Raw genomic sequence first — 26,034 nt, forward strand, 5'->3', positions numbered from 1 at the left:
GCTCCTGCCTACAGCCGCCAGGCGTAGTAGGGGGTTTCCACAAAGGCCGGAGGCCCTCCCAGATACACCCTGAGCCCCGGAAGGATCAGGGTCTCCCCCTCCCACTCAAAGGCCAGGGGATCCACCGCCAAAGGGTAGTGAAGAACCCCTTCCCGGGGCAGGCCAAGCCGTAAGCGCTCGGGCAGGGAAAGCTTACCCACCAGGAGGTAACGGGCCCTCTTGGGCCCGGACTCCGTGTAAAAGGCCACCTCCTCCCCAAGGTCCAAGAGGAAAGCCCGGCCCCGGATGTAGAGCCTAGCCCTATCCGTCCAGGTAGACATGGGGCCTCCCCATGAGGTGGGCCACCCGCACCCCTGGGCCGTAGAGGTTTTGCAGAAGGGTTTCCGTGAGCACCACCTCCGGCTTTCCCTCCGCCAAAAGCCGTCCCCCTTTCAACACCGCCACCCGCCCAGCCAAAGCCGCCTGGTTGGGGTCGTGAAGGACGGAAAGAATCCCCATCCCCTTGGCAACCAGGTTTTGGAAGAGGGCCAGAAGCCCACCCTGGTATTCCAGGTCCAGGAAGGTGGTGGGTTCGTCCAGAAGGAGGTAGCGGGGCCTCGCCGCCAGGGCCCGGGCCAGAAGAACCCGCTGGCGCTCCCCGCCGGAAAGGCTACCCAGGTACCGGCCCCGGAAACGGGAAGCCCCAGTAACCTCCAAAGCCCACTCCACCGCTTCCACATCCTCCCGCCCCTCCCGCCCCCAAAGGCCCAGGTGGGGAAGCCTTCCTAAGCGCACCACCTCCTCCACCAAGAGCCCCTCCGGGTAGGGGCCTCCCTGGGGCAAGTAGGCGAGGAGCCGGCCCCGGGCATAGCTTCCATAGGCCCGAAGGGGCTTTCCCTCCAGAAAGACCCCTCCCGCCCTGGGCCGGAGGAGCCCCGCCATAACCTTTAGAAGGGTGCTCTTCCCCGATCCATTGGGGCCCAAAAGGGCCACCCACTCCCCTGGCCTTACGGCCAGGTCCACCCCTAAAAGGGCATAGGGCCCCACGATCCCCTTGGCCTCAAGCCCTTCCACGCCGCCTCCACATCAGGTACAGGAAGAATGGCCCCCCAAGAAGAGTGGTCACCACCCCCACGGGAAGCTCCGCCGGCCGGGTAAGGGTGCGGGCCAGGAGGTCCGCCAGCGTTAGGAGGGCCGCCCCGCCTAAGGCAGAAGCAGGCAGAAGCAGGCGATAGTCCTCATCCAAGAGGCGCCGGAGGAGATGGGGAGTTATCAGGCCCACGAAACCGATGATCCCCGCCTGGGCCACGGCAGCAGCCACCAACAGGCTTGCGGCAAGGAGGAGGAGGAGTTTCAGGCCCTCGAGGGGTAGCCCCATACTCCGGGCCACCTCCTCCCCCAGCTGGAGGGCGTTCAACACCCGGCCCAGAAGCAACAGCGGGGGAAGGGCCAGAAGGAAAAAAAGGACCATGGCCTTCACCGAAGGCCAGCCCATGAAGGCCAGGTTGCCCAGGGTGTAGGCGAAGACCGCCCGCACCCGGTCGGCGTCCTGCATCATCAGGTAGGTGGTGGCCCCGGTCAGAACGCTCCCCACCACCACCCCCGCCAGGACCAGCTCCCCCGTCCGGGCCGCGCCCCCTGCCAGAACCAGGGTGAGGAAGGTGGCGGAGAGGGCCCCAAGGAACCCGAAGAGGGTGGCGGAAAGGGGAAGGCTTTGGAAGATGGCGTGCTGGGCAAAGGCGGGGGCCAGGCCCCCCAGCAAGCTGGCCAGAAGGGTCACGGCGAAGGCCGCCCCCGCCGCCGAGCCCATGAGGTAGGGGTCGGCCAGGGGATTGCGGAAAAGCCCCTGGAAGCTGGCCCCCGCCACCCCCAAGGCCGCCCCCACCAGCATCCCCCCCAGGACCCTGGGGAGCCGCATCTCCGTGACGATGGGATTCTCCTTTAGGCCCAAAAGGGCTTGGAGCACCTCGCCCGGCGGCAGGCTCACCGCCCCCATGGCTACCCCCAGCACCAAGGCCAGGAGGAGCAGGAGGAGGAGCCAGAAAAAGACCAGGCTCCGCCTAAGGGCCAGGGGGAGGGCCCGGGTCATGGCCTAACGCCCGTGGAAGCAATCCACCAGAAGCCTAAGCCCCTGGGCCACCCGGGGGCCTGGGCGGGAAAGGAGGCTATCCTGGCCCCCGGTAAACACGCAGATGCGCCCTGTCTGCACCGCCTTCACCCGGCTCCAGCCAGGCCTGGCCCGGATGGTTTCCAGGGCACCCGGGTAGGTGGCCACGATCACCTCGGGGTTCTTCTCCACCACGAACTCGGGGGCGATCTTGGGGAAAAGGCCCAGCTCCTTGGGGATGATGTTCACCCCCCGGGCCTTTTGGATCAGGACCCCGATGAAGCTCTCGGGCCCCACGGTGTAGGGGGTGGGGTCAATCTCGTAGTAAACCCGGGGCCGGGTCTTGGCCTTGGCCGCCCGGGATTCCTCCTGGTATACCTCCCGCTGGATCTGGGCCACCACGCGCTCCGCCTGGCCCTCGAGGCCAAGAAGCCTCCCCAGGGTGCGGGTGGTGCGGAAGATGTCCTCGTAGGTCTCGGTGCGCACCGCATACACCGTTAGGCCTGCCCGCTCCAGGGTTTCGTACAAACGCCCGTACTTGGAAACCAAAACCAGATCCGGCTTCAGGGAGACGATGAACTCGGGGTTGGGATTGTAAAGCCCCCCCGCCTTGGGCAGGGCCTTCACCCTCTCGGGCCAGTCGGAGTAGTCGTCGGTGGCCACGATGCGATCGCAGGCCCCGAGGGCGCACACCGTTTCCGTCACCGATGGGAGCATAGTAACGATGCGCTTTGGGGGTGCCTTGACCGTGACCGTGCGCCCTAGGTCGTCGGTAAGGGTTAAGGGAAAAGCGAAGGCCAAGGCCAAAAGGACCGAAAGAACCGCCCAAACTCTCTTCATGCCTACCTCCCTAAGGCCGCTAGGGCCAGGCCCGGGGGAGGTAGGGAAAACCCCTGCCGGAAAGCGGCAGGGGCGCAAATGGCTTTGCAAACCCCCATCGCTCCCCCATCCGCGTGAGGTGCCCGCCTAAGGGGTTTGGCGGGCGGCCCTGGCAGGTATTCGGGCTTCCGGCCTGCGAAGAAGAGCCTGAGGCTGGGCCGGTTACCGTTGCGGGACAGCGCCGGACTTGCACCGGACTTCCCCACTTTAAGCCTGGACTACGCGCCCAGGCACCAGGGCAACGGACCTGGCTTTGAGGCCCTAGCGGGCCTTAAGGCCAGGCTAAGCCTAACGGGGCAAAAAGGCAAGGGCTTGACACATCCGGGGACGGGTGATTTACTTAGTCCCGAGAACGAACTAAAGGGCAAAGGGAAAGGAGCTGGGATGCGCAAAGGGGACACGCAGGAAATCCGCAGGCTCAACCGCCGGGCCATCCTGGCCCACCTGAGGCAGGGCCCCCTTACCCGCGCGGACCTTTCCCGGCTTACCGGTTTGGCTAAAAGCGCGGTAAGCCGCCTGGTGGATGAGCTTTTACAAGAGGGCCTTCTGGAGGAAGGGGCCTTTACCTCTCCCCCCGTGGGCCGGCCCGGCACCCTCTTGCACCTGCGCCCTGGCGCACGCTTTGCCCTAGGCGCGGAACTGGGGGTGGAGGGAACCGTCCTTCTGGCCCTGGACTGGCGGGGGGAGGTCCTATGGGCCAAGGAATGGAGCCACCCCCGGGAAGCTGGTCCCAGGGAACGTCTGGAACGGCTTCTGCAGGAGGTTCTTCCCCATGTACCGGGACCCTTGGGCCTAGGGTTCACCCTGCCTGGGGTGGTAGTGGAGGACCGGCTCCTCCTGGCCCCCAACCTGGGCTGGAAAAACCTGGACCTGCGGCCCCTGCTCTCCCACTTTCCCCTGCCCACGGCCTTGGAAAACGATGCCAAGGCCTCAGCCCTGTCCGAGGTCTTCTTTCACGGAGAGGCCAACCTCGCCTATCTAGTGCTCAGCACGGGCTTGGGAATCGGGGTGGTATCGGATAGCCGGATCCTGCGGGGAGCGGGTGGGGCCGCTGGGGAGCTGGGCCACTGGCTCGGCCAGGGGCACAAGCCCTGCGCCTGCGGCCGGGTGGGATGCTTGGAAACCGAACTGGGCCTCGGTGCCCTCTTGGAGCACTACCGGTCCCTGGGCGGAAAGGCGGGGGACCTCGAGGCCCTGCTCCAGCAGGCCAAGCAGGGGGAGGCTTTGGCCCTCGAGGCCATCCACCACTTGGGCGAGGCCTTGGGCCGCTTCCTGGCCAACCTGGCTGTGGCCTACGACCCGGCCCGGGTGGTCATAGGGGGCAAGGCGGCCGAGTTCTTCCCCTACCTGGAGCAATCCTTGCGCCAGTCCTTGGCGGCCCATGCCTTCCTGGAAGCCCATCGTTCCTTGCCCGTGCAACCTTCCCTTTATGGTCACCTGGCCCCGGCGGTGGGTGGGGCCAGCCTCTTTTTGGTGAGGTTTTTCGAGCTGGGCGGCCTGTGGGCGGAAAGCCCACGTCGCAATGGAGGTAGGTATGAGGAAGTGGCTTTTGGCGATCGGCGTGGCCTTGGGGCTTAGCGCCCTGGCCCAGACGGGCAAGCTGGAGATCTTCTCCTGGTGGGCGGGAGACGAAGGCCCGGCCCTCGAGGCCCTCATCCGGCTTTATAAGCAAAAGTATCCCGGTGTGGAGGTCATCAACGCCACGGTTACCGGCGGGGCAGGGGTGAACGCCAAGGCGGTCCTGAAGACCCGCATGCTGGGCGGTGACCCGCCCGATACCTTCCAGGTGCACGCCGGACAGGAACTCATCGGCACCTGGGTGGTGGCCGAGCGCATGGAGGACCTCACCAGCCTCTTCCGGCAGGAGGGTTGGCTCCAAGCCTTCCCCAAGGGCCTCATCGACCTCCTCTCCTACAAGGGAGGCATCTGGAGCGTGCCCGTCAACATCCACCGCTCCAACGTCATGTGGTACATCCCCGCCAAGCTGAAGGAGTGGGGGGTGACCCCGCCCAAGACCTGGGCGGAGTTCCTCGCCACCTGCCAGACCTTGAAGCGGAAGGGCCTTGAAGCGCCCCTGGCCCTGGGCGAGAACTGGACCCAGCAGCACCTTTGGGAAAGCGTGGCCCTGGCCACCCTGGGAGCCGACGGCTGGAATAACCTCTGGAGCGGCAAGCTGAAGTTCACCGACCCCAAGGCGGTGGCCGTATGGGAAACCTTTGGCAAGGTGCTGGATTGCGCCAACAAGGACGCCGCGGGGCTTTCCTGGCAACAGGCGGTGGACCGGGTAGTCCAGGGCAAGGCCGCTTTCAACATCATGGGCGACTGGGCCGCCGGCTACATGAGCACCACCTTGAAGCTCAAGCCCGGCACCGACTTTGCCTGGGCCCCGTCCCCTGGCACCTCCGGGATCTTCATGATGCTCTCCGACTCCTTTGGCCTACCCAAGGGAGCCAAGAACCGGCAAAACGCCATCAACTGGCTCAAGCTGGTGGGCTCCAAGGAGGGGCAGGACACCTTTAACCCCCTGAAGGGCTCCATCGCCGCCCGGCTGGACTCCGACCCCGCCAAGTACAACGCCTATGGCCAGTCGGCCATGAAGGACTGGAAGTCCAACCGCATCGTGGGCTCTTTGGTGCACGGGGCGGTGGCACCCGAAAGCTTCATGAGCCAGTTCGGCACGGTGATGGAGATCTTCTTGCAAAGCAGGAACCCGCAAGCGGCGGCCAATGCCGCCCAGGCCATTGCCAACCAGGTGGGCTTGGGCCGCTAGAACCCCTCGGCCCGTGGGGGCAAAAGCCCCCACGGGCTTTTCCCGGAGGCCTCATGCGCGACCGGATCACGGCCTTTTTGGTCCTCCTTCCCTCGTTAGGGGCGGTGGCCATCTTCGTCTATGGCTTCATCGGGCAAAACCTCTGGGTTTCCCTCACCGACTGGGGAAAGAACCCAGCCCAGGCCCTGGCCCTGAGGCCGGAGCTCCACTTCGTGGGCCTGGAAAACTACCGTGAGCTCTTCACCGGCTTCGTGGACGTGCGTTTCCGCCAAAGCGTGGTCAACCTCATCTTCTTTACCCTCTTTTTCATGGGGGGAAGCCTGGGCCTAGGCCTCCTCCTGGCCATGGCCCTGGACCGCGGGCCCAAGGGAGAAGGCTTTTTCCGCACCGTCTTCCTCTTCCCCATGGCCCTCTCCTTCGTGGTCACCGGCACCATCTGGCGCTGGCTCTTGCAGCCCCAAGGTGGGGTCAACGTCCTGCCCACCCTCTTTGGCCTCCCCCCCTTCCACTTCCCTTGGCTCACCACCAGGCAGCAGACCTGGGTCTTTGACTGGAACCAGCTGCCCTTTTACACCGCCTTGGCGGTGGGCCTAACCCTCTTGTACGTGGCTTGGAAAGCCCACCGGGAAGGGGAAAGGAAGCGGCTTTTCTGGAGCCTGTTGTCCAGCGGGGTCCTCCTGGTTTGGGCCTTCACCCTGGGCAGAACCACCCACCTTCTCCCCTATCCCGAGCCCCACGGCTTCAGCCTGGCCCTGGTGGGGGTGATTGTGGCGGCGGTCTGGCAGATGTCCGGCTACACCATGGCCCTTTATCTGGCGGGTCTAAGGGGAATTCCCGTGGAGGTGCTGGAAGCGGCCAAGGTGGACGGGGCCAGCGAGTGGCAGACCTACCGCTACGTGATCCTTCCCCTCCTCGCCCCCATCACCCTTTCCGCCATGATCGTCCTGGGGCATATCGCCCTGAAGATCTTCGACCTTATCTTCGCCATGGCCGGGTTGGATTACGCCCCCACCGATGTACCCGCCATCTACATGTACCTCCTCGCCTTCCGCGGCAACCAGTTCGCCAAGGGGGCGGCCATCGGCATACTCCTCTTGCTCTTGGTGGCCTTGGTGGTCATCCCCTACCTGGTAAGCCAGCTTCGGAAGGAGGTCAGGCGCTGATGGGCCGGTTCTTCCTGTACGCCTTCTTACTCCTCGCCACCCTCTTCTTCCTTCTCCCCGTCTATCTGGTGATCCTCACCGCCCTGAAGGAACCCGCCAAGATTACCCTGGACACGGTCTGGCGCTGGCCGGACCCCGTGTACTGGGAAAGCTTCAAAATCGCCTGGGATGCCTTCCGGCCCAAGTTCCAAAACAGCGTGGTCCTGGCCCTTTCCGCCACGGCGCTGTCCGCCCTGGTGGGAGCCCTCAACGGCTACGTCCTGGCCAAGTGGCCCTTTAGGGGTTCCAACCTCCTGTTTGCCCTCATGCTCTTCGGGATGTTCATCCCCTACCAGAGCATCCTCATCCCCCTTTTCCAGTTCGTAAAGGCCATAGGCCTTTACGGCACCCTATGGGGCCTCATCCTGGTCCACGTGGTCTACGGCATCCCCATCGTCACCCTTATCTTCAAGAACTACTACAGTGAAATCCCCGATGAGCTGGTGGAGGCTGCCCGCATAGACGGGGCAGGCTTCTTCGGCATCTTCCGCCACGTAATCCTGCCCCTTTCTGCCCCCGCCTTCGTGGTGGTGGCCATCTGGCAGTTTACCCAGATCTGGAACGAGTTCCTCTTCGCCGTGACCCTGACCCGGCCGGAAAGCCAGCCCATCACCGTGGCCCTGGCGCAATTGGCAGGCGGTGAGGCAGTGAAGTGGAACCTGCCCATGGCCGGGGCCATTCTGGCCGCTTTACCCACCCTTCTGGTCTACATCTTCCTGGGCCGGTACTTCCTTCGGGGACTCCTGGCTGGCTCGGTGAAGGGGTAGACTCCTGCCATGCGCGCCTGGGTGCAAGAACGCCTTCAAGGCCCCATGACCCTTAAGGAGATCCCCGACCCCACGCCGGGCCCAGGAGAGGTGGTGTTGGAAGTGGAGGCAGTGGGCCTAAACTTTGCCGACCACCTCATGCGGCTTGGCGGATACCTCACCCGGATTCATCCGCCCTTCGTGCCGGGCATGGAGGTGGTGGGCCGGGTGGAGGGGCGGCGCTTTGCCGCCTTGGTGGGGCATGGGGCCCTGGCGGAGAAGGTAGCCGTGCCCAGGGAAGCCCTTCTACCCGTGCCCGAGGGGCTCTCCCCGGAGGAGGCCGCCGCCTACCCGGTTTCCTTCCTCACCGCCTACCTGGCCCTGAGGCAGGCGGGGGCCAAGCCCGGGGAAAAGGTCCTGGTGCAGGCGGCGGCGGGAGCTTTGGGAACAGCTTTGGTGCAGGTGGCGAAGGCCATGGGCCTAAAGGTGCTGGCCTCCGCCTCGAGGCCCGAGAAGCTGGATCTTCCCCAGGCCCTGGGGGCTGAGGCCGTCGCCACCTATGCGGAGCTCCCCGAAAAGGCCAAGGCATTCGGCGGGGTGGATATCCTTCTGGAGGTGCGGGGTAGCCAGCTGGAGGAAAGCCTTTCCCTTCTGAACCCAGGGGGAAGGCTGGTCTATATTGGGGCCGCCGAGGGAGAGGTGGCGCCCCTGAATCCCTTGCGCCTCATGCGGAGGAACCTCACGGTAATGGGCTTTTGGCTTGCTCCCCTCCTCAGGGAAAAAGCCCTGGTGCAGGAGGCCTTGCGGTTTCTCCTGCCCCGTTTGGGCCGGGAGCTCAAGCCCGTGGTGGGAAGGGTTTTCCCCTTCCCCGAGGCTGAAGCCGCCTTCCAAGCCCTCCTGGACCGGGGCCATGTGGGCAAGATCGTCGTCCGCCTTTAGTCCAAGCCCAGGAGGTGCCGCACCGCCGCCAGGTCAAAAAGGGCGTGGCCCACGCTCTTGAAAAGCACGGGGTCCCCTTCCGACCGCTTGCCCAAAAGGGCTTCCCTTAAGGTCACCACCGGCTTCGAAAGACCCTGAAGCTCCCCGGCCTCCACCAGGGCATCCTCCGTGTCGCAATAAACCGCCGCCCGCTCCACCAAGGCCCCTGGCACCTCGCGCATCTCCGGGCGGAAGCTCCCCACAGCGGCGATGAAGGTGCCCTCCGGCACCCTCTCGGGTAGGACGGGGGTGGAGCTCGAGGTGGCCGTGACGATGAAGGCCACCTCCTCAGGCACCTCAGGGGCCACCCACTCCTCCGCCTCGAGGCCCACACCCCTGGCCTTGGCCAAAAGGGCCTCGGTCCGCTCCCTGCTCCTTCCCCGGATCCACACCCGGCGCAGGGTAAATCCCTCGGCGAAGGCCTCGAGGTGGGCTTCCCCCTGAACCCCAGGCCCCACCAGGAGCAGGGCCCCCTCGTGCCTGGGGGCAAGGAGCCGGGCTGCGAGAAGGGAAAGTGCAGCGGTGCGCCTTTTCGTGATCTCCTCCCCTGGCAGGTGAACAACCTCCCCGGTATCCAGCCTCTTGACCCAGACCTCCGCCTGCACCGCAGGCTGGCGGTGGGCCTCAGGCTGTTCCCTTCGGGAAGCCTCCACCGTGACCAGCTTGCAAAGGGCCACCTCTTGGTCTGCGGCGGGCATCACCAAAAACTGCCCTCCTGGGATGGGAAGAACCTGCCTTCTCGGAACCTCCGCCTTCCGGAGGAGCACCCTCTCTATAGCCTTGGAAAGCGCCAGATAGCCTGCCATGCCCTTAGAATGCCTCACATGCAGGCCCTCCTCAACACGGTCCTTCCCGTGGCCCTGGTGGTCTTCTCCGGGTATCTGTTGGGAAAGCGCATCCCCATGGACCTCACCACCTTAAGCCGCCTTACCCTCTACCTCCTGGTGCCCGCCCTCATCTTTGACGCCATGTATCGGGCGGAGTACTCCCGGGAAGGCCTGGTGGGCCTTGCCTTGGGCTTTGCCCTCACCTACCTCCTCCTCTTTCTGGCCATCACCGGGATAGCCAAACTCCTTGGCCTCTCCCCCGAGGCCGCTAAGTCCCTTCTCGTCTGCAGCCTGTTCCCCAACTCCGGCAACATGGGGCTTTCCCTGGTCTACTTTGCCCTAGGAGAAGAGGGCCTAAGGCGGGCCGTGGTGTACTTCATCCTCTCCAGCGTGGTCATGTTCGGCCTGGGGCCGGCCTTCATAAGGGGAGGCGGCCTCAAGGAAGGGCTCCTTTTCACCCTGCGCCTGCCCCTCTTTTACGCCCTCCTTCTGGGCCTGCTGCTGAAGGCCCTGGGGGTAAGCCTTCCCTTCCGCCTGGACGAGGGCCTACACCTCATGGGCCAAGCGGCCATCCCCGTTCTCCTCCTCACCCTGGGAATGCAGATGAGCCAGACCCGCTTCCAGGTGGGGGCCTTTGAGGGAGTGGCCAGCAGCCTGCGGCTCCTCCTGGCCCCCCTTCTGGCCTACGGGGTGGGGTTCATCCTGGGCCTTCCCCGCCTGGAGCACCAGGTCCTGGTCCTGCAGTCGGCTACCCCTGTGGCGGTGAACGCCTTCCTCCTCACCCGGGAGTTTGGGGGGGAAGCCCTGCGGGTGGCCAGGAGCGTGGTGGTTTCCACCTTCCTAGCCTTCCTGACCATTCCCCTTTTCCTCCTCCTCATCGGGGTCCGGTAGCCTGGGCGTCCCCAGGTCCAGCTGGAAAAGAACCCCACCCGCCCAAAGCCCCACCAGGCGGTGGTAGCCCTGGCTCAAGGGAAAGGAAACCCGGTAGGAGCCCGGCTCCTCTAGAAACAGGGCTTTCTCCTGGAGCAAAGCCTCCTCCCGGAACCACTTGAGGTGAAGGTAGCCCGGGGAAGGAAGGCGCTCCACCCTGAGAACCAGGAAGGCCTCCTCTGAGCCCTTCTCCAGGCGGGCCACCACAAAAGGCCTTTCCAGGGGCAGGGGCTTGCCCGGGTCCAGGGGCAGGAAGGTGTAGCGGCAGCCCGCGAGGAAAAGGAGGAGCGCCACACCCCCAAGCCAGCCGAAGGTCTTCACCTCCCCTCCCCGGCGGTGCACAAGGCCAGGAGGGCGATGGCCGCCGTTTCCGCCCGCAGAATCCTCCGGCCCAGGAAGACCGGGGTAAAGCCCTTTTCCTGCAAAAGCTCCACTTCCTCCTCCGCGAATCCCCCCTCCGGCCCCACCGCTAAAGCCAAGGGTTTCTTTAGGTCCAACACCTCCCGCACCAAGACCTTGGCTCCCAGATGGGCCACTAGCCCTTGGCCCACCTGGGGCACCTCTTTAAGGGGAATGGGAGGCAGGACCTCTGGCACCCTTAGCCTCCCCGACTGCTTGGCCGCCTCCACGGCGATGGCCTGAAGCCTTTTCAGCTTCCCCTCCCCCATCTCCTTGGGCACGGAGTGCCGGGTGACGAGGGGTTGGATGCGGGTGGCCCCGAGCTCCGTGGCCGCGCGCACCACCTCGGAAAGCTTGTCCCCCTTTAAAAGGGCGGGGTAGAGGGCCACCTCCACCCCCACCTCCCGCTCCGGGCGCCGTTCCTCCAGGATGCGGTAGCGCACCGGTGGCCCCAGCTCCACCACCTCCGCCAGGGCCTCCCGGTCCGCGTCAAAGACGGTGAACCGGTCTCCCACCTTGGCCCGCAGCACCTCCAGGAGGTGCCGGCTTTCCCTTAAGGGAAGCACCCCGGTAAGGCCTGGGCTATAGGCGCGGTGCGGGCGCATGGCTCAGATCCCGTAGGCCAGCAACACCCACTCCCCTTCCCTCTCCTCCTCCAGGAGGGAGAAGCCTTCCCTGGCCATGGCCTCCTTCACCAGGGAAGCCTTTTCCAAAAGGATCCCCGTGAGGAGGAGCCTCCCCCCAGGGGCCAGAGCCTGGCGGTAGCGGGAAGCAAGCTCCCGGTGAAGCTCCGCAAACAGGTTGGCCACCAGGAGATCAAAGGGCCCGTGAGGTAGGGCTTCCTCGAGGCTACCCGGGAGGAAGCAGACCCCGGCCCCGTTTCTTCTGGCGTTCTCCTCCGCCTGGGGAAGCACGGTTTCGTCAATATCCACCCCCAAGGCCTTGCCCCCCAGCTTGGCAGCGGCGATGGCCAGGATGCCCGAGCCCGTGCCCAGGTCCAGCACCCTTTCCCCAGGACGCAGGTGGCGGGCCAAGGCGGAAAGGGCCAGGCGGGTGGTCTCGTGGTGCCCGGTGCCGAAGGCCATGCCGGGCTCGATCACCAAAGGAATCCCCTCCCCCTCCCAGGGGTGCCAGGGAGCCAGCACCACGAAGGGCCCAGCCCACACGGGCTTAAGGTCTCGCCGCCAGGCGGAAAGCCAGTCCTCGTCGGGGAGCTCCTCCCATACTCCCCCAAAGGGGAGGTCCAGAGGAGCAGGGAAATAGGCCCACACCTCCCCCTCCCGCTCCTCGAGGCCCCGGGCCCCCCGGTCAAAGAGATCGGGGATCAGGGGGTCCAGTTCCGCCGCCGTGCCCTTCAGGCGGTAAACCCACACCCCGCTATTCTACCCGGTACCGGCAACAGCTTCCCCCCTCCGCCAGCCTCTCCTCCCGCAACAAGGGCAGGCCCAGCAACTCCTGGTAGGCGAGGAGTTCGCTTTGGCAAAGGGCCTCGTGCTCCCGGGAGAGGGCCAGCTTGGGGCAGCGCTTCTGGCAAAGGTACAGCCTTCCCCCTTCCTCCACCACCTCCGCCTCATAGCCCTGCTCCCTCAGGAACTGGGCCAGGCGGGCGAGCCGTTCCCTGAGGGGAAGGGCCTCCAGGTTCAAGGAAGCAAAAAGGCTACGGTTCCTTTCCAAAAGGAGGCGCACCACCCCCTCCCGGCCCAGAACCCTCTCCATCTCCCTAAGCACATCCCCGCAAAGGGCAGCGTAGGGAGCCTCTCTATCCTGGGCCATGTAAAGGCGGTAAGGCCGGCCCCGGCCCAGGCACTTCCGCACCTCCGAGCGCACCAGGCCCCGGGCCTCGAGGTCCTGTAGGTGCTTCAGAACCGCCACCCGGCTTACCCCCAGGGCTTCGGCCAGCTCCTTGGCGGTATAGGGCCTTAGCCTCAGGAGGTCCAAAACCCGTTCCTTGGTGCCTTCCAGAACTAGGGCCATATCAGGCCATGGGCAAGGCGATAAAGGCTTGCACGCTCAAGGCAGCCGCCAGCTCCCGGGCCGCCCTTCTGAAGGCCTCCGCCTCCGGGCCTTCCGGGTTCTCCACCAGGATGGGCCTTCCCCTATCCCCGCTCTCCCGCAAGGGTAGGGTAAGGGGAATCTCCCCTAGGAAGCGGGTCTTGAGCTTTTCCGCAAGCCGCCGGCCCCCACCTTCCCCAAAGATGGGGGTGGGCTTTCCGCAGTGGGGGCAGAGGAAGTGGCTCATGTTTTCCAGTACCCCCAAAAGGGGCACCTGCACCTTCTTGAACATATCGGCAGCCCTTTCCGCATCGATTAGGGCCACCTCCTGCGGGGTGGTCACGATCACCCCGCCGGAAACCTTGGTGAGCTGGGCCAGGCTAAGCTGCACATCCCCGGTACCTGGGGGTAGGTCCACCACCAGGTAGTCCAGCTCCCCCCAGTTCACCTCCTCCAGAAACTGTTTGATGGTTCCGTGGAGAATGGGCCCCCGCCAGATCATGGCCTGGCCAGGGGGAACGATGTTGGCGATGGACAGGACCTTGAGGCCAAAGGCCTCGAGGGGAAGGATCTTCCGGTGCTGGTCCACCTTGAGCCTCTCCCCCTCCAGGCTGAACATCTTGGCCTGGCTGGGCCCGTAGAGGTCAGCGTCCAAGAGGCCCACCCGGGCCCCCTCCTGCAAGAGGGCCAGGGCCAGGTTGGCGGCCACGGTGCTCTTGCCCACCCCCCCCTTGCCGGAGCCCACCGCCACCACGTGCTTCACCCCGGGGATGGGGTACTGCTCGGGAGCCTTAACCCCACCGCCGAAACGCACCCGCACCTCCTCCACCCCCAAAGGATGAAGGGCCCGCCTGATGTCCGCTTCTATCTGGCCCTTTAAGGGACAGGCGGGGGTGGTGAGGTTGATCAGGAGGTCCACCCGGCCTCCCTCCAGATTTATCTCCCCCACCATGCCCAAGGAAACCAGGTCTTTCCCCAGCTCGGGGTCCATCACCGTGCGCAGGGCCTCGAGGACCCGCTCTTCCGTAAGCGCCATACCGGGCTCAGGGTATACCCGGATATGGTTTTGGGCAAGGGGGGGACTCACAGTTTTCATCAAAACCCTCCTGAGGCCTGGGCTAATATGGATTTGCATGTACCCCGAGTGGCGGAAGCAACCCTTCTTTGAACTCCACCTGGCCTGGCTGATTCAGGGACCCAGGGGCTACGATCTCCTCTTCAAGATCAACCCCTATAGCCTTTACAAAACCCGTGAGGAAGCCCTGGAGGCCGCCAAAACCCTCCTTAAAGGGGAGAGGCTGGACCAGGATCCCAAGGTGGGAAGGAACAAGGCTCCCGTGCTCCTTTCCTCGGAGGACCGCACCCGCTTCCTGGTCCTGTTGGAAAGCGGCAAGGCCCTTTTGCCCCTGGACCGCTATGCCCTTTTGGGGGAGATCGCCTTGGTGGAGGAGCGCCTTCTCCACCGGGCTCCCTTCCGGGACCCCAGCAACGTCCTCCATAGCCTCGAGGGCCTTCCCGTCCGGCTCCTCCACACACCCATCAACGACCCCGAAGCGGATTCGAGGGAGGTATCCCAGGGGATCCTCCAGCTGGAACCGGAAGGGATCCGGGTGGGGGAAACCTTCCTGGCCATCCCTGGGGAAACCCCGATAGAGGGCCTGGCCTACGAGGATGCCTTCTTCGACCTGGGGGAGGGCCACTACTACCTCTATGCGCTTTCCAGCTCCACGCCCTCGTAGGGGGCTTCGAGGTCCAAGGCCGCTTCCGGGCAAGGCAGAACTACCCGCCCCGCCGCGTAACGCCTCCCACCTGAAGCCTCCTTCCCCCCTACGGTAAAGCTCCAGGCGCGGCTCCCGGGTGCTCACCAGAAGATACGCCTGAGGTTATGGGTCTTGCTGGTCCCGGCCATAGCGTGGGGGAAACCGCCCATCAGCCCATGGCGCACGGGGCTTCCTTCCTCCATTTCTAGGTAGGCAGTGAAGGACATGGGCAAGGCCCGAGCTACTTCCCCCATGCCAACCTCATCCTAACACCCCCTGAACGCACCCCACCCAGCTTGGGTAAACTATCGGACAGCATGGACCTACCCAAGGCCTACGACCCCAAGACCGTGGAACCCAAGTGGGCGGAGAAGTGGGCGAACAACCCCTTCGTGGCCAACCCCAAAAGCGGCAAGACCCCCTTCGTCATCTTCATGCCACCCCCCAACGTGACGGGAAGCCTCCACATGGGCCATGCCCTGGACAACTCCCTACAGGATGCCCTCATCCGCTATAAGCGCATGCAAGGGTATGAAGCCGTGTGGCTTCCCGGAACCGACCATGCGGGCATCGCCACCCAGGTGGTGGTGGAAAGGCTTCTCCTGAAGGAGGGCAAGACCCGGCACGACCTGGGACGGGAGGCCTTCCTGAAGCGGGTTTGGGAGTGGAAGGAGGAATCGGGGGGTACCATCCTAAAGCAACTCAAACGCCTTGGGGCCAGCGCCGACTGGAGCCGGGAGGCCTTCACCATGGATGAGGTCCGCTCCAAGGCGGTGCGCTACGCCTTCAGCCGCTACTATCACGAGGGCCTGGCCTACCGAGCCCCCCGCCTGGTCAACTGGTGCCCCCGGTGCGAGACCACGCTTTCGGACCTGGAGGTGGAAACGGAGCCCACCCCGGGCAAGCTCTACACCCTGGCCTACGAGGTGGAAGGCGGCGAACGCATCGCCATCGCCACCGTAAGGCCGGAAACCGTCTTCGCTGACCAGGCCATCGCCGTCCACCCCGAGGACGAGCGCTACCGGCACCTTATCGGCAAAAAGGCCCGCATCCCCCTCACGAGCATCTGGATCCCCATCCTGGCGGACAGTGCCGTGGAGCGGGAGTTCGGTACCGGGGCCCTCAAAGTGACCCCAGCGCACGACCCCTTGGACTACGAGATCGGGGAACGGCACGGACTCGAGGCGGTTTCCGTCATCAACTTGGAAGGGCGTATGGAAGGGGAACGGGTGCCGGAAGCCCTAAGGGGCCTGGACCGGTTTGAGGCCAGGAAAAAGGCCGTGGAGCTTTTCCGGGAAGCGGGGCACCTTCTCAAGGAGGAGGACTACACCATCCAGATGGCCACCTGCTCCCGCTGCGGCACCCCCTTGGAGTACGCCATCTTCCCCCAGTGGTGGCTTTCCATGAAGCCCCTGGCGGAAAAGGTGATCAGGGGCCTGGAACGGGATGAGATCGCCTTCGTACCCGAGCGCTGGAAGAAGGTAAACCTGGACTGGCTAAAGAATGTTCGGGACTGGAACATCTCCCGCCAGCTCTGGTGGGGGCACCAGATCCCTGCCTGGTACTGCCAGGACTGCCAGGCGGTGAACGTGCCCCACCCCGAGCGCTACCTGGAAGACCCCAGCACCTGCGAGGCCTGCGGAAGCCCAAACCTCAAGCGGGATGAAGACGTCTTTGACACCTGGTTCTCCTCGGCCCTTTGGCCCCTTTCCACCCTGGGTTGGCCCGAGGAAACGGAGGACCTTAAGGCCTTCTACCCCGGGGACGTCCTGGTCACGGGCTACGACATCCTCTTCCTATGGGTGAGCCGCATGGAGGTCTCCGGTTACCACTTCCGGGGGGAAAGGCCCTTTAAGACCGTACTCCTCCACGGCCTCGTCCTGGACGAGAAGGGACAAAAGATGTCCAAATCCAAGGGGAACGTCATAGATCCCCTGGAAATGGTGGAGCGCTATGGAGCGGACGCCCTCCGCTTTGCCCTCACCTATCTGGCCACCGGAGGCCAGGACATCAGGCTGGACCTCCGCTGGCTGGAAATGGCCCGGAACTTCGCCAACAAGCTCTATAATGCCGCTCGCTTTGTGCTCCTGAGCCGGGAGGCCTTCCAGGCCAAGGCGGAAGAGCCCACCCTGGCCGACCGCTTCATGCAAAGCCGCCTGAGCCGAGGGGTGAAGGAGATCACTGCCCTTTACGAGGCCCTGGACCTGGCCCAGGCGGCCCGGGAGGTGTATGAGCTGGTCTGGAGCGAGTTCTGCGACTGGTACCTGGAGGCCAGCAAGCCAGCCCTCAAGGCAGGAAACGCCTTTACCCTACGCACCCTCGAGGAAACCCTCGCCACCCTCCTGAAGCTCCTCCACCCCATCATGCCCTTCCTCACCAGCGAGCTCTACCAGGCCCTCACGGGCAAGGAGGAACTGGCCCTCGAGGCCTGGCCCCAACCCAAGGCCACGGACGAGGAAGCCGAAGCCCGGTTTGAAGCCCTCAAGCAGGCGGTAACGGCGGTGCGGGCCCTAAAGGCCGAAGCCGGGCTTCCCTTGGCCCAGGAGGTGCGGGTCTACCTGGAAGGGGAAGCTACGCCCGTGGTGGAAAACCAGGAGGTCTTCCGCTTCTTGGCCCGGGCCGAGCTGTTATCCGAGCGGCCCAATAGGGCCCTGGTGAAGGCCATGCCCAAGGTGACGGTGCGCATGCCCTTGGAGGGCCTTCTGGACGTGGAGGAGTGGAGGCGTCGGCAGGAGAAGCGCCTGCAAGAACTCCTGGCCCTGGCGGAAAGGAGCCAGAAAAAGCTTTCCGCCCCTGGCTTCCGGGAGAAGGCTCCCAAGGAGGTGGTGGAGGCCGAGGAGGAAAGGCTTAAGGAAAACCTGGCCCAGATCGAGCGCATCCGGGAGGCCCTCAGCCAAATAGGGTAAGCCGGGGGTCTTGGGCCTCCCCCGGAGCCTCGGCCACCGCCTCGGCCAGGCGCAGGTTTAAAGTAATGAAGGGAAAGCTTTCCAGAGGCGTAAGGTCCACGATGGGTTTGTTGGGGGTGAGGACGTACAGCTTGGCCTCGAGGAGGGTCTGGAAGGGTTTGGTTTGGGAAAGATGGTCGGAAAGCCGGACCCCCCGGGGAAGCAGAAGGTCGCCCGCAAGGAGGTAATCCCCATAGAGAAAGGCAAGCCTCCGCCTTTCCAAAAGGGACGGGCTGGTACGGGGCTCGCTGGGCTTCCCACCCACCACCCACTGGATCCGCTCCTTGCGCAAGGCCAGGAATCCGGTGCTGGCCTTGAGGTCCTTGGCCTCCGGGGGATGGGTGTAGCCCGGGGTGTAAAGGAGGGCGCCAGTGACCGGAAGATAGGGCTTCTCCTGGTTCAAAAGATCGGCGGTGCCTGCCCCGGGCACCAGGTAGATGAGCCCGTAGACCCGGTAAGCCTGAGTGTAGATCCTGGCCTCATGAACTTCCCGCGGCTGCTTGTACACCCTTCACCCCCTGCTCACACCAACGCATCTGCCCTATCGGACAAAACCGCCCAGTAAGCCAAAAGAGCCTCGCTGAAAAGGGGGGCATGCCCTCGCTGATAGGCGAAGAGGAGCCTCTGCCCCACCAAGGCCCTAAGCCGCCCTTCCCAGGTGTCGAGGACAGGCAGGGCGGCGAGCCGCTTTTGGGTAACCGACCCCAGGGCCACATACACCGGCCCCCGGGGTACCCAAACGTAGCCCTTTCGGGCCGATCCCACGGGAGAAGGCGGCAGGCCCAACCAAAGGGAGGCCTCCTCCGGGGCCAGCAGGCGAAACCCCGCCTTCTTCGCGTACTCCAGTCCCTCGAGGTTTTCCTCTGGAACATAGACCCCTTCCCCCATCTTGGCCCTGGCCAAGGCCTCCGCCAGGGAGATGGGAAAGGCAAAGGGGGATATCCCCCCCTCCAGCTCCCCTGGCTCCCGGAAGTCCAAGGCCTGGGCCTCATAGGACACGGTACCGTTCCAGCGGTTTTCCACCAGCAAGACGGCGGCTTCCAACTCCGAGGGCATAGCGGCCGCCCGCTCCCCCATGCGCCAGGCCACCACCCGAATCCCCCTCAGGCGGAAGGAGAGGTGCTTGCCCCCCAGATGGCTCCTTTGAGGCTGACCCCCCATGGAGCGGACCTCCTCTGGGGAGCCGGTTAGGAGGAAAAGGGGCTCGGGGTTACCCTCTCCAAAAGGCTCCAAGGCCACCAGGGCTTCATAGAGCTCGGGGAGGAAGGACTGAGGGGGCAAGAACCCCACCAAGGGCACTTCCCGCACAGGGTCGGGGAAAGAGGCGGCAAAGGCCTCCATCCGCTCCTTAAACCGGGGGAAATGAGCCTCATCCACGGCAAAGCCCGCAGCCTCCCGGTGGCCTCCATAGCGGAGAAGAAGGTCCTCGGCACTCCTTAAGGCCTCCACGGCGCTGATGGGGGGGAGGCTTCGCACCGTGCCCTTCCCCTGGACCACGATGAAGACCGGGCGCAAGGTAGCCTCGAGGATGCGGCTCGCCACGATGCCCATCACCCCCGGGTGCCCCTCGGGATCGTGCAGAACGATGGCCTTGGCCTCGGGGTCAGCCTGGGGAAGAAGCCTTTTTAGCATCTCCTCCTCTATGGCCTGGCGGCGGGTGTTCAGCCGATTGAGCTCCTCCACCAAACCCTTAGCCTCCTCCTCGTCCTCCGTGAGAAGAAGCCTAAGGGCTTTCTCCGCCTCCCCCAGGCGGCTTGCCGCATTGATGCGGGGAGCGATGCGGAAGGCTACCTCGTGGGCCTTTCCGGTGTAACCCACGCTCTCCGCAAGAAGGCGAAGCCCCAAGAGGCGGGAGTCCTTAAGGCGCTCAAGCCCTTCCCGCACCAACGCCCGGTTCCACCCCCAAAGGGGGGCCACGTCGGCGATGGTGCCCACCGCCGCCAGGTCGGCATACTCCAGGGGCGGGGGCAGGCCCAGCCGCTCATGGAGGGCCCAGAGAAGCAGGAAGGCCACCCCGGCTCCCGTGGGGTGCTCCTTAAGGTCCGGGGTGTAGGCGGGGTGAAGGATGAGGCCCGGAGGAGGGGTATCGCGGGGCGTGTGGTGGTCGGTCACCAGAACCTCCACCCCGTTTTCCACAAGCTCCCGAAGCTCGGCATGGTTGGCGATACCGCAGTCCACCGTTAGGAAAAGATCGGCGGCTTCCAGGTGCTCGGGGATGCGCTTGGGGTGGACTCCATACCCTTCCTCGAGGCGATGGGGGATAAAGGGATGCACCTCCGCCCCCAAGGCCCTGAGGCCCCGCACCAGGATGGCGGTCCCGGTGAGGCCATCCGCATCGTAGTCCCCGTGGATGCGGATGCGCTTCCTCCCCTCTAGCGCCCAAAGGAGAAGCTCCACCGCCTCCTTCAGGCCCCTGAGGGGAAGAAGGCCCAGGGAAGGCTTCAGGTCCTCCGGGCGGCGCACCCCCCGGTGCCAGTAGGCCAAGGCAGCCTCCGGCCCCACCCCAAAGGCCTCCATCACCTCCCGCCACTCCTTCAAGGGCGGCAAGGGAAGAAGACGCCAGCGCACCCGGTCCTTCATATAACCCCCTAAGCCTCCCTCCCCTATCCTCCCAGAGCGGGGATACTACACCTCTTCCCGATCGGGGATTCTGGGAATCTCCTCAATACGTTCCCGTTTTAAGGCGTTGACCTCGCCCTGAAGCCGCCGCACCTCCCTGAGAAGGGCGCGCCTTTCCCCCACGCCCCAAAGCCAAAGAACCAGGGCATACACTCCCCCCACCAAAAACCCCAGGACATAGGCCCCCGGAAGAAGGTAGTAAAGGGGCCAGGAACCCAAGGGCGTGGGCACCTCCAGGAAGGGGAAGGCCAGGTACAGGTAAAACCCCGCTCCCGCCACCCCCAAGGTGACGAGGAGAAACACCCAGTGGGCCAGCTTCATGGCCTTAGAATACCCCCTCTTTGTAGTCGGAAAGGCGCACCCGCCCCTCGTAGAGGGCCTTGCCCAAAAGGGCACCCTCCACCCCCAGGCGCTTTAAACCCAGAAGGTCCTCCGGGCCAGCGATCCCCCCGCCTGCGATGAGCTCATGGGGCCAGGCTTCCCGTACCCGGGCCACCACCTCCAGGTCCAAGCCCTTCAGGGTCCCATCCCGCCGCACATCGGTGTAGATCACCGTGCGCACCCCCATGGCTTCCCAACGCCCAAGGAGGTCCAGGGCGGAAAGGGAAGCAGCCTCCTGCCAACCTGAGACCACCACCTCGAGGCCCCGGGCATCCAAGGCCACCGCTAGCCTTGCGGGCCCCACCTCCGCCAACATGGCTTCCAAGAGAGCAGGATGCTTCACCGCCACCGTGCCCACCACCACCCGGGAAGCCCCGAGCAGGAGGATCTCCCGGAGAACCTCCAGGGAACGCACCCCACCCCCCACCTCAAAGGGAATGCGTATCTCCTGGGCGATCCGCCGGAGGGCCTCGAGGTTATCCCCCTTTCCCAGAGCCCGGTCCAGGTCCACCAGGTGCAGGAGCCTGGCCCCCTCTTCCTGCCAGCGCAAGGCGGCCGCCACCGGATCCCCGTACGGGGTTTCCCGCCCCGGGTCCCCCTCGTAAAGCCGGACCACCTTGCCCCCCTTCAGGTCCACGGCGGGAATCAGCAACATGGGGCTATCCTACCAGCGCCCTCAGGGCTTCCTCCAGATCGGGGCTTTTCATGAGGCTGGTGCCGATGAGCACGGCGTCGAAAAGCCCCTCCAAGGGCTTCAGCTCCTCCCGGCGGGAATAGCCCGACTCCGCCACCAAAACCCCGCCAAAGCCAGCCTCCCGGGCCAAGCGGCCAAGCCTCGGGGCCGTGGTGAGGTCTATCTGCAGGGTGGTGAGGTTCCGGTTGTTGATGCCCACCATCTCCGCCCCCGCCTCGAGGGCCAGCTCCAGCTCCCTTTCCGTGTGCACCTCCACCAGGGCATCCAGGCCAATGCGCCTCGCCTCCTCCAGGTAGACCCCGGTGAGTTCCCCCAAAAGGGCCACGATGAGGAGAACCGCGCTGGCCCCGTAGGCCCTGGCCTCCTTGAGCATGAAGGGATCCACCACGAAGTCCTTGCGCAGCAGGGGTAGGTCCACCGCCTGGCGGACCCTAAGAAGGTCCTCGAGGCTGCCCCCAAAGTAATGGGGCTCGGTGAGGACGCTGATGGCCCTGGCCCCGCCCCGCTGGTAGGCCAGGGAAGCTGCCACGGGATCCAGCGCCCTTATGGCCCCTTCCGAGGGGCTCGACTTCTTCACCTCGGCGATCACGGAAAGCCCTGGCTGAAGCAGGGCCTCCCGGAAGGAGGGCACCGCCTCGGGAGCAGGGGGAAGGGGATAGGGAACCACCTCTTCCGCCCGCCTACGGGCAATCTCCCCTAGCACACCGGGAACCCTACTCAAGTGGGGGCGCATGCCCACGTTATACCATGGCTTCATACGTTGCCTTTTTACGTGTAGGGTAAGGATTGTGCGGGGGGTAGCCTTGGCCTTAGGAGGGGGCGGCGTGCGCGGGTACGCCCACCTGGGGGTGCTGGCGGTTTTGGAGGAGGCCGGAATACCCATCCGAGGCCTTGCGGGAAGCTCCGCCGGGGCCTTGGCGGCCGCCGCCTACGCCTTCGGCCACAAGGATCCCTGGAGGGTTCACGAGGCCATCTTTGACCGGGAGATCGCCGGGCTCCGCCAGGGGGGAAACCTCCGCACCCTGGCCAGGCTCTTCACCGCCTTCCGGCGCCCCCATCTTTTTGAAGCGGAAAGGATCGCCCTGGGGTTACAGCGCCTCTTCGGGGAGGCGCACCTCGAGGCCAGCTCCATCCCCTTAGCCATCCAGGCGGCGGACCTCCTCACGGGGGAACGGGTAATCCTCCGCCAGGGCCCGGTGTGGAAGGCGGTTCTCGCCAGTATAGCCATTCCTGGCCTCTTCCCTCCCGTGCCCTGGGGGGGAAGGCTTTTGGTGGATGGAGACGTGGTGGAAAAGGTGCCGGTGCGAGCGGCCAAGGAGCTTTTCCCCAAGGTGGTGGCCGTGGATGTATCCAACCCTCCACCCAAGGAAGGGCCAAAAACAGCCCTGGAGGCAGCGCTTTTAGCCGGGGAGGCGAGCCGTAGGCGCCTGAAGGACCTGGCCCTGCAAGAAGCTGACCTGGTCATCGCCCTCAATCCCCCCATGGCCATCGACACCTTTGACCACGAGGCCCTCCCCTTGGTTTACCAGCTTGGGCAGAAGCGGGCCAGGGAACACCTCGAGAGGATCAAGGCCCTGTCCCGGGTGCGCCTAAAGGATGTGGCCCGGGCCCTGAGGCTTTCCCAATAGAAACTACTTTCTGGCCAGCAAGGCCCGTTCCGAGCGGGACCAAAGGTACAAAAACCCAAGGACCCCCAGGAGAAAAAGCAGAAAACCCCCTGGCCAAAGGAGGAGGCCCATCACCCCCAAAAAGAAGAAGAGGGCTCCCCCCAAACCCACCACCCGCAAGGGGGTGAGGGGCTCCTCCCCTTCCCTCCGCCAACTGGCCTCCGCCTGAAAAAGAAGCCATAAAGCGCCTCCCAGGGCCAAGGCCCAAAGCAGGGGGTGGGATGCCCGGGGCACCACCCAGGCCAGGAGAAAGAGCACCCCCCCTTGGAGAACCAGGAGGAAACCCGCATAAAGCCTAAGGCCCCGAAGGCGCAAGGAAGAAGGGGCCTTCGGATCCAGGAGGGCTTCCAAAAGCCCCCAAAGACCTTCTTTGCGCTCGGGTGCAGGCATGGGCCTAGTGGTGCAGGACCCGTTGCAGGAAGGCCCGGGTCCTCCCCTCCCTGGGGGAGGAGAAGATCTCCTCCGGCCTCCCCTCCTCCACAATCTGACCCCCGTCCATGAAGATCACCCGGTCCGCCACCTCCCGGGCAAACCCCATCTCGTGGGTCACCACCAGCATGGTCATCCCCCCTCGGGCCAGGTCCCGCATCACGTCCAACACCTCCCCCACCATCTCCGGGTCCAGCGCACTGGTGGGCTCGTCAAACAGCATCACTTTGGGCTCCATGGCCAAGGCCCGGGCAATGGCCACCCGTTGCTGCTGGCCCCCGGATAACTGCCCCGGGTACTTCCTCGCCTGGTCCAGGATCCCCACCCGCTCCAAAAGCTCCAAGGCCTTCCGCTCCGCCCGCTCCCGGGTCCAGCCCCTCACCCGCATGGGGGCCAGAACGATGTTCTCCAGCACCGTCATGTGGGGGAAGAGGTTGAACTGCTGGAAGACCATCCCCACCTCCCGCCGCACCTCCTTGAGGGCCCGCTCCTCCTTCACGTTGTGGCCGTCCACCACCACCTCCCCCTCCTGGAAGTCCTCCAGGCGGTTGATGCAGCGGATCAGGGTGCTCTTCCCCGAGCCCGAGGGACCGATGATCACCAGCTTCTCCCCAGGGGCCACCTCCAAATGGATCCCCTTCAGCACGTGCAGGGTACCGAACCACTTCTGCAGGTTGTGGATGCGGATGATGGGGTCCACCGCCTTCATTTTCGCACCCGTTGCATGGCGTAGACCAGGAGGAAGAGGGCTAGACCGATGGCATCCGTGAGAAGACCCGGTATCACCAAGGTGAGGGCCGCCGCCATGAGCAGGGCCCTCTCCAAGAGGGTGGTGCGCTTGTGCAGGAAGCCCACCAGGCTGGCGCTGAAGGCCGTCATGCCCAAGAGGGCGGAAAGAACGATCCACACCCCCTCCGCCACGCTTTCCACCCCCAAAAGGAGGAGCTTGGGGCTGAAGAAGAACATGTAGGCGAGGAGGGCGGTGCGAAGCTCGTACACGAAGCCCTGAACCGCCGTCTTCCAGAAATCGGACCTGGCGATGGCGCTGGCGGCATAGGCGGCCAAGGCCACTGGGGGCGTGGAGTCCGCCATGATGCCGAAGTAGAAGACGAACATGTGGGCGGCCACGGGCGGCACCGCATAGCCCGCTTTCTCCGCCAGCTGAAGCACCACCGGCACCACCAAGGAGGCCATGACGATGTAGTTGGCGGTGGTGGGAAGGCCCATCCCGAGAAGGAGGCTGGTGAGCTGGGCCAGGATGAGAACCAGGATCAGATTCCCCCCCGATAAGCGTTCCACGATGTCCGTGAGGCCAAAGCCAATCCCGGTCATGGTGACGATGCCCACGATGACCCCGGCGCTGGCCGTGGCCAAGGCGATGCCCACCATGCCCCGGGCGCCCGCCTCGAGGCCCTCCAGAATGAGCCTTCCCCCCTTAAGAAGGCCGAAGCCGAGCCCGGTTCCCGCCCGATAGGCCCGCCACACCTCCTGGACCAGGATGAGGACCAGCATGAGGAAGATGGTGTTCAAGGCTGCCCGCTCGGGGGTCAGGCGCAGGGCCACCAGGGCGTAGATCAGGTAGACAAGGGGCAAAAGGTAGTGGAGGCCCGAGCGGAGAATAGGACCCACGGGGGGTAGCTCCGACCTGGGTACCCCCTTGAGGCCCAGCTGCAGGGCCTCGAGGTGCACGGTGATGAAAAGGGTGGCATAGGCCAGAATGGCGGGGATGACCGCGATCAGGATGAGCTGGCTATAGGGGATGCCCAGGAACTCCGCCATGATGAAGGCCGCAGCCCCCATGACCGGAGGCATGAGCTGCCCGTTGGAGGAGGAGGCCACCTCCACTGCCCCGGCTTTCTCCGGCGGATACCCCACCCGCTTCATCAAGGGGATGGTGAAGGTGCCCGTGGTGACCACGTTGGAAACGGAACTGCCCGAAACCACCCCCGTGAGGGCGCTGGCCACCACCGCCGCCTTGGCGGGCCCCCCGCGGAAGTGGCCCAACAGGGCGTAGGCCACCTGGATGAAGAAATGCCCCGCCCCAGCCCTTTCCAAGAGCGCGCCAAAGAGGACGAAGAGAAACACAAAGGTGGCGGAAACCCCCAAGGGTACCCCCCAGATGCCCTCCGCGGTGGTGTAGAGCTGCCCCATGAGCTGCCCCCACTGGCTGCCCGCATGGAGCTGGAGCCAGGAGGGAAGGGTAAAGGGCAGAAGCCCCTTGGGCCCGGTAAGGGCGTAGAGGACGAACACCGAGGCAATGATGGGCAGCGCAGGCCCCACCACCCGCCAGGCAGCCAGGAAGAGAACCCCAAGGGTCAGGGTCCCCATGAAGACATCCCGCTGGCTGGGGATACCTCCCCGGAGCTGGGTGATCCCGTAGTAATCCCAGACCACGTAGAGGGCCCCGGCTACTCCCAAGAGGGCCATGCCCCAGTCCAGGAGGGGAATGCGCTCCCGTGGTCCCCGCCTCCCCGGGTAGGCCAAAAAGGCTAGGGCCAAGGCGAAGGCCAGGTGCACCGCCCTGAGCCGCATGGGGTCCAGGGTACCCAGCTCGGTGGCCCAAAGCTGAAAGAGGCTCCAAGCCACCCCCAGGCCGAAGAGCACATACCGGCCTGCTCCCTTGGGCCTTCGCCCTCCTAGCTCGGTTTCCTCCACCAAAAGCGAGGCGTCCTTCTCCATACTTCCTCCAGGCAAAGGGGGCCCCAGGCGGGGCCCCCTGGGCTCAGCCAA

The 26,034-nt window shown here is 65.0% G+C and carries 28 protein-coding genes and 1 riboswitch; of the genes, 9 read left to right on the plus strand and 19 right to left on the minus strand.

Annotated features, from left to right (window positions below):
* Positions 1 to 8: 8 nt before the first annotated feature.
* The 4 genes from G584_RS0101445 to G584_RS0101460 are packed head-to-tail and all read right to left on the minus strand — an operon-like array spanning position 9 to position 2,926.
* Complete coding sequence (locus tag G584_RS0101445; protein WP_028493010.1) at positions 9 to 320, minus strand: hypothetical protein; 312 nt, start codon at positions 318 to 320, stop codon at positions 9 to 11.
* On the minus strand, positions 301 to 1,053 hold the full coding sequence (locus G584_RS0101450; protein WP_028493011.1) for an ABC transporter ATP-binding protein: 753 nt from the start codon (positions 1,051 to 1,053) through the stop codon (positions 301 to 303). Before G584_RS0101450 ends, G584_RS0101445 begins: the two co-directional genes overlap by 20 nt.
* A complete protein-coding gene (locus G584_RS0101455; RefSeq protein ID WP_028493012.1) occupies positions 1,040 to 2,068 on the minus strand; it encodes a FecCD family ABC transporter permease in 1,029 nt (342 codons plus the stop codon). The genes G584_RS0101450 and G584_RS0101455 overlap by 14 nt, the downstream gene beginning before the upstream one ends.
* A 3-nt stretch (positions 2,069 to 2,071) precedes the next feature.
* On the minus strand, positions 2,072 to 2,926 hold the full coding sequence (locus G584_RS0101460; protein WP_028493013.1) for an ABC transporter substrate-binding protein: 855 nt from the start codon (positions 2,924 to 2,926) through the stop codon (positions 2,072 to 2,074).
* A gap of 133 nt (positions 2,927 to 3,059) precedes the next feature.
* Positions 3,060 to 3,218: riboswitch (cobalamin riboswitch) on the minus strand.
* 131 nt (positions 3,219 to 3,349) lie between these two features.
* On the opposite strand from G584_RS0101460, the gene G584_RS0101465 reads away from it, so the two are divergent.
* From G584_RS0101465 to G584_RS0101485, 5 genes are read left to right on the plus strand one after another with little or no spacing between them, the layout of a single operon-like run.
* On the plus strand, positions 3,350 to 4,543 hold the full coding sequence (locus tag G584_RS0101465) for an ROK family transcriptional regulator (RefSeq protein WP_028493014.1): 1,194 nt from the start codon (positions 3,350 to 3,352) through the stop codon (positions 4,541 to 4,543).
* Positions 4,500 to 5,735 (plus strand): ABC transporter substrate-binding protein, encoded by a 1,236-nt coding sequence (locus tag G584_RS0101470; protein ID WP_028493015.1) that lies wholly within the window; start codon positions 4,500 to 4,502, stop codon positions 5,733 to 5,735. Before G584_RS0101465 ends, G584_RS0101470 begins: the two co-directional genes overlap by 44 nt.
* A 53-nt stretch (positions 5,736 to 5,788) precedes the next feature.
* A complete protein-coding gene (locus G584_RS0101475) occupies positions 5,789 to 6,898 on the plus strand; it encodes a carbohydrate ABC transporter permease (RefSeq protein WP_028493016.1) in 1,110 nt (369 codons plus the stop codon).
* Complete coding sequence (locus G584_RS0101480) at positions 6,898 to 7,704, plus strand: carbohydrate ABC transporter permease (protein ID WP_019551145.1); 807 nt, start codon at positions 6,898 to 6,900, stop codon at positions 7,702 to 7,704. The genes G584_RS0101475 and G584_RS0101480 overlap by 1 nt, the downstream gene beginning before the upstream one ends.
* A gap of 9 nt (positions 7,705 to 7,713) precedes the next feature.
* On the plus strand, positions 7,714 to 8,622 hold the full coding sequence (locus G584_RS0101485) for an NADPH:quinone oxidoreductase family protein (protein WP_028493017.1): 909 nt from the start codon (positions 7,714 to 7,716) through the stop codon (positions 8,620 to 8,622).
* Here G584_RS0101485 and G584_RS0101490 read toward each other — a convergent pair.
* Positions 8,619 to 9,467, minus strand: coding sequence for a Rossmann-fold NAD(P)-binding domain-containing protein (locus tag G584_RS0101490; protein ID WP_028493018.1), 849 nt, complete (start codon positions 9,465 to 9,467; stop codon positions 8,619 to 8,621). The two genes, G584_RS0101485 and G584_RS0101490, sit on opposite strands and share 4 nt — an antisense overlap.
* Positions 9,468 to 9,476: 9 nt before the next feature.
* On the opposite strand from G584_RS0101490, the gene G584_RS0101495 reads away from it, so the two are divergent.
* Positions 9,477 to 10,379 carry an AEC family transporter gene (locus G584_RS0101495; protein WP_157626352.1) on the plus strand — a complete coding sequence of 301 codons (903 nt, stop codon included), beginning with the start codon at positions 9,477 to 9,479 and terminating at the stop codon, positions 10,377 to 10,379.
* Here G584_RS0101495 and G584_RS0101500 read toward each other — a convergent pair.
* Genes G584_RS0101500 through G584_RS0101520 form a run of 5 tightly spaced genes read right to left on the minus strand, consistent with a single transcriptional unit; the run spans position 10,329 to position 13,845 of the window.
* Entirely contained in the window at positions 10,329 to 10,739 is a 411-nt protein-coding gene (locus G584_RS0101500) for a hypothetical protein (protein ID WP_157626353.1), read from the minus strand. The genes G584_RS0101495 and G584_RS0101500 overlap by 51 nt on opposite strands.
* Complete coding sequence (locus G584_RS0101505; RefSeq protein WP_028493021.1) at positions 10,736 to 11,422, minus strand: 16S rRNA (uracil(1498)-N(3))-methyltransferase; 687 nt, start codon at positions 11,420 to 11,422, stop codon at positions 10,736 to 10,738. Before G584_RS0101505 ends, G584_RS0101500 begins: the two co-directional genes overlap by 4 nt.
* A 3-nt stretch (positions 11,423 to 11,425) precedes the next feature.
* Positions 11,426 to 12,190, minus strand: a complete 765-nt coding sequence (locus G584_RS0101510) for a 50S ribosomal protein L11 methyltransferase (RefSeq protein ID WP_028493022.1) — start codon at positions 12,188 to 12,190, stop codon at positions 11,426 to 11,428.
* 4 nt (positions 12,191 to 12,194) lie between these two features.
* Positions 12,195 to 12,791: a helix-turn-helix transcriptional regulator gene (locus tag G584_RS0101515; protein ID WP_028493023.1), complete on the minus strand. Its 597-nt coding sequence runs from the start codon at positions 12,789 to 12,791 to the stop codon at positions 12,195 to 12,197.
* A 1-nt stretch (position 12,792) separates the two neighbouring features.
* Positions 12,793 to 13,845: an Mrp/NBP35 family ATP-binding protein gene (locus tag G584_RS0101520; RefSeq protein ID WP_028493024.1), complete on the minus strand. Its 1,053-nt coding sequence runs from the start codon at positions 13,843 to 13,845 to the stop codon at positions 12,793 to 12,795.
* 97 nt (positions 13,846 to 13,942) lie between these two features.
* Between G584_RS0101520 and G584_RS0101525 the strand changes: the two genes are divergently transcribed.
* Positions 13,943 to 14,548: a hypothetical protein gene (locus G584_RS0101525; RefSeq protein WP_028493025.1), complete on the plus strand. Its 606-nt coding sequence runs from the start codon at positions 13,943 to 13,945 to the stop codon at positions 14,546 to 14,548.
* Between the two features lie 122 nt (positions 14,549 to 14,670).
* Here G584_RS0101525 and G584_RS12595 read toward each other — a convergent pair whose 3' ends face one another.
* On the minus strand, positions 14,671 to 14,823 hold the full coding sequence (locus tag G584_RS12595; RefSeq protein WP_019551449.1) for a hypothetical protein: 153 nt from the start codon (positions 14,821 to 14,823) through the stop codon (positions 14,671 to 14,673).
* A 63-nt stretch (positions 14,824 to 14,886) separates the two neighbouring features.
* Between G584_RS12595 and G584_RS0101535 the strand changes: the two genes are divergently transcribed.
* Positions 14,887 to 17,475: a valine--tRNA ligase gene (locus G584_RS0101535; protein ID WP_028493026.1), complete on the plus strand. Its 2,589-nt coding sequence runs from the start codon at positions 14,887 to 14,889 to the stop codon at positions 17,473 to 17,475.
* On the opposite strand, the gene G584_RS0101540 is transcribed toward G584_RS0101535, so the two are convergent.
* Genes G584_RS0101540 through trpC form a run of 5 tightly spaced genes read right to left on the minus strand, consistent with a single transcriptional unit; the run spans position 17,459 to position 21,941 of the window.
* The gene (locus tag G584_RS0101540) at positions 17,459 to 18,022 is read right to left on the minus strand and encodes a DUF6812 domain-containing protein (RefSeq protein WP_028493027.1); all 564 of its coding nucleotides are present in this window, start codon (positions 18,020 to 18,022) and stop codon (positions 17,459 to 17,461) included. The two genes, G584_RS0101535 and G584_RS0101540, sit on opposite strands and share 17 nt — an antisense overlap.
* Before the next feature lie 14 nt (positions 18,023 to 18,036).
* Positions 18,037 to 20,094 carry a single-stranded-DNA-specific exonuclease RecJ gene (locus G584_RS0101545; protein WP_028493028.1) on the minus strand — a complete coding sequence of 686 codons (2,058 nt, stop codon included), beginning with the start codon at positions 20,092 to 20,094 and terminating at the stop codon, positions 18,037 to 18,039.
* 45 nt (positions 20,095 to 20,139) lie between these two features.
* Positions 20,140 to 20,454 (minus strand): LapA family protein, encoded by a 315-nt coding sequence (locus tag G584_RS0101550; protein ID WP_019551445.1) that lies wholly within the window; start codon positions 20,452 to 20,454, stop codon positions 20,140 to 20,142.
* A 4-nt stretch (positions 20,455 to 20,458) separates the two neighbouring features.
* Complete coding sequence (hisA, locus tag G584_RS0101555; protein ID WP_019551444.1) at positions 20,459 to 21,169, minus strand: 1-(5-phosphoribosyl)-5-[(5-phosphoribosylamino)methylideneamino]imidazole-4-carboxamide isomerase; 711 nt, start codon at positions 21,167 to 21,169, stop codon at positions 20,459 to 20,461.
* A gap of 4 nt (positions 21,170 to 21,173) precedes the next feature.
* On the minus strand, positions 21,174 to 21,941 hold the full coding sequence (trpC, locus tag G584_RS0101560) for an indole-3-glycerol phosphate synthase TrpC (RefSeq protein WP_026329106.1): 768 nt from the start codon (positions 21,939 to 21,941) through the stop codon (positions 21,174 to 21,176).
* 55 nt (positions 21,942 to 21,996) lie between these two features.
* Between trpC and G584_RS0101565 the strand changes: the two genes are divergently transcribed.
* Entirely contained in the window at positions 21,997 to 22,836 is an 840-nt protein-coding gene (locus tag G584_RS0101565; RefSeq protein WP_028493029.1) for a patatin-like phospholipase family protein, read from the plus strand.
* A gap of 3 nt (positions 22,837 to 22,839) precedes the next feature.
* On the opposite strand, the gene G584_RS0101570 is transcribed toward G584_RS0101565, so the two are convergent.
* Genes G584_RS0101570 through G584_RS0101580 form a run of 3 tightly spaced genes read right to left on the minus strand, consistent with a single transcriptional unit; the run spans position 22,840 to position 25,983 of the window.
* Positions 22,840 to 23,265: a hypothetical protein gene (locus G584_RS0101570; RefSeq protein WP_028493030.1), complete on the minus strand. Its 426-nt coding sequence runs from the start codon at positions 23,263 to 23,265 to the stop codon at positions 22,840 to 22,842.
* Positions 23,266 to 23,269: 4 nt separating this feature from the next.
* Positions 23,270 to 24,013, minus strand: a complete 744-nt coding sequence (locus tag G584_RS0101575) for an amino acid ABC transporter ATP-binding protein (RefSeq protein WP_038050624.1) — start codon at positions 24,011 to 24,013, stop codon at positions 23,270 to 23,272.
* Positions 24,010 to 25,983: a TRAP transporter permease gene (locus G584_RS0101580; protein ID WP_028493032.1), complete on the minus strand. Its 1,974-nt coding sequence runs from the start codon at positions 25,981 to 25,983 to the stop codon at positions 24,010 to 24,012. The genes G584_RS0101575 and G584_RS0101580 overlap by 4 nt, the downstream gene beginning before the upstream one ends.
* Positions 25,984 to 26,034 lie beyond the last annotated feature (51 nt).

Source organism: Thermus antranikianii DSM 12462 (genome assembly GCF_000423905.1).
Classification (GTDB): Bacteria; Deinococcota; Deinococci; order Deinococcales; family Thermaceae; genus Thermus; species Thermus antranikianii.

Excerpts from the sequence above, each read along its gene's own strand:
- G584_RS0101445 (WP_028493010.1), bottom strand. The coding sequence starts at position 320 with ATGTCTACCTGGACGGATAGGGCTAGGCTCTACATCCGGGGCCGGGCT.
- G584_RS0101455 (WP_028493012.1), bottom strand. The coding sequence starts at position 2,068 with ATGACCCGGGCCCTCCCCCTGGCCCTTAGGCGGAGCCTGGTCTTTTTC.
- G584_RS0101460 (WP_028493013.1), bottom strand. The coding sequence starts at position 2,926 with ATGAAGAGAGTTTGGGCGGTTCTTTCGGTCCTTTTGGCCTTGGCCTTC.
- G584_RS0101465 (WP_028493014.1), top strand. The coding sequence starts at position 3,350 with ATGCGCAAAGGGGACACGCAGGAAATCCGCAGGCTCAACCGCCGGGCC.
- G584_RS0101470 (WP_028493015.1), top strand. The coding sequence starts at position 4,500 with ATGAGGAAGTGGCTTTTGGCGATCGGCGTGGCCTTGGGGCTTAGCGCC.
- G584_RS0101475 (WP_028493016.1), top strand. The coding sequence starts at position 5,789 with ATGCGCGACCGGATCACGGCCTTTTTGGTCCTCCTTCCCTCGTTAGGG.
- G584_RS0101480 (WP_019551145.1), top strand. The coding sequence starts at position 6,898 with ATGGGCCGGTTCTTCCTGTACGCCTTCTTACTCCTCGCCACCCTCTTC.
- G584_RS0101485 (WP_028493017.1), top strand. The coding sequence starts at position 7,714 with ATGCGCGCCTGGGTGCAAGAACGCCTTCAAGGCCCCATGACCCTTAAG.
- G584_RS0101490 (WP_028493018.1), bottom strand. The coding sequence starts at position 9,467 with ATGGCAGGCTATCTGGCGCTTTCCAAGGCTATAGAGAGGGTGCTCCTC.
- G584_RS0101495 (WP_157626352.1), top strand. The coding sequence starts at position 9,477 with ATGCCTCACATGCAGGCCCTCCTCAACACGGTCCTTCCCGTGGCCCTG.
- G584_RS0101505 (WP_028493021.1), bottom strand. The coding sequence starts at position 11,422 with ATGCGCCCGCACCGCGCCTATAGCCCAGGCCTTACCGGGGTGCTTCCC.
- G584_RS0101515 (WP_028493023.1), bottom strand. The coding sequence starts at position 12,791 with ATGGCCCTAGTTCTGGAAGGCACCAAGGAACGGGTTTTGGACCTCCTG.
- G584_RS0101520 (WP_028493024.1), bottom strand. The coding sequence starts at position 13,845 with ATGGCGCTTACGGAAGAGCGGGTCCTCGAGGCCCTGCGCACGGTGATG.
- G584_RS0101525 (WP_028493025.1), top strand. The coding sequence starts at position 13,943 with ATGTACCCCGAGTGGCGGAAGCAACCCTTCTTTGAACTCCACCTGGCC.
- G584_RS12595 (WP_019551449.1), bottom strand. The coding sequence starts at position 14,823 with ATGGGGGAAGTAGCTCGGGCCTTGCCCATGTCCTTCACTGCCTACCTA.
- G584_RS0101535 (WP_028493026.1), top strand. The coding sequence starts at position 14,887 with ATGGACCTACCCAAGGCCTACGACCCCAAGACCGTGGAACCCAAGTGG.
- G584_RS0101545 (WP_028493028.1), bottom strand. The coding sequence starts at position 20,094 with ATGAAGGACCGGGTGCGCTGGCGTCTTCTTCCCTTGCCGCCCTTGAAG.
- G584_RS0101550 (WP_019551445.1), bottom strand. The coding sequence starts at position 20,454 with ATGAAGCTGGCCCACTGGGTGTTTCTCCTCGTCACCTTGGGGGTGGCG.
- hisA (WP_019551444.1), bottom strand. The coding sequence starts at position 21,169 with ATGTTGCTGATTCCCGCCGTGGACCTGAAGGGGGGCAAGGTGGTCCGG.
- trpC (WP_026329106.1), bottom strand. The coding sequence starts at position 21,941 with ATGCGCCCCCACTTGAGTAGGGTTCCCGGTGTGCTAGGGGAGATTGCC.
- G584_RS0101570 (WP_028493030.1), bottom strand. The coding sequence starts at position 23,265 with ATGCCTGCACCCGAGCGCAAAGAAGGTCTTTGGGGGCTTTTGGAAGCC.
- G584_RS0101575 (WP_038050624.1), bottom strand. The coding sequence starts at position 24,013 with ATGAAGGCGGTGGACCCCATCATCCGCATCCACAACCTGCAGAAGTGG.
- G584_RS0101580 (WP_028493032.1), bottom strand. The coding sequence starts at position 25,983 with ATGGAGAAGGACGCCTCGCTTTTGGTGGAGGAAACCGAGCTAGGAGGG.